Origin of the sequence: Undibacterium sp. SXout20W (genome assembly GCF_049340285.1) — a bacterium.
GTDB lineage: Bacteria > Pseudomonadota > Gammaproteobacteria > Burkholderiales > Burkholderiaceae_D > Undibacterium.
On record NZ_JBMPPH010000118.1, the window covers coordinates 1 to 581 of the forward strand.

Annotated in this window: 1 protein-coding gene; it reads left to right on the forward strand. The window is 51.8% G+C overall.

The window, feature by feature from the left end; all coding sequences use genetic code 11:
* Window positions 1-581: hypothetical protein (locus tag ACO0K1_RS20265; RefSeq protein ID WP_423029014.1), on the forward strand; the 581-nt coding region annotated here is incomplete at both ends.

A 581-nucleotide genomic window follows, 5' to 3' on the forward strand; every position in this document is an offset into this window, starting at 1 on the left:
CAAGCCACAGCAACGATCAACGCAACGAAGACTTACGATAGCAACACCAGCCTGACACCAGGCCAGGTCAGTATCACGGGCGTCAATGGACAAACGCTGAACTACACCGGTACGGCTGTGGCAAATAACGCGAACGTGGCCGCCAATGCAACAAACTACGTCAGTGGCATTACTGGTTTAAGTGATGGCACTGGTTTAGCATCAAACTATATTCTGCCTGCATTAAGCAATGCATCAGCTAACAACCAGGCGACGATTAATGCGGTGACAACGGCAGTTAATATCATCGGTAATAGCCAAAGCGGTACCTACAACGCGACACAACAAAGCGTCAATGGTTTCACAGCGACAGGATTAGTTGGTACCGATACGGCCAGCAACATCACTGGCTTTACCGCCAGCGGTGCCACAGGCACAAATGCCGGCAGCTATGCCAATACAGTCGGCGGCACAAACAGCAACTACAGCAACATCGTCTACACGAACGGTAGTCTGAATATCGGTCAAGCGACCGCCAGCATCAGTGCCAGCAAAACCTACGACAGCAACACCAGCCTGACGACAGGCCAGGTCAGCATCAC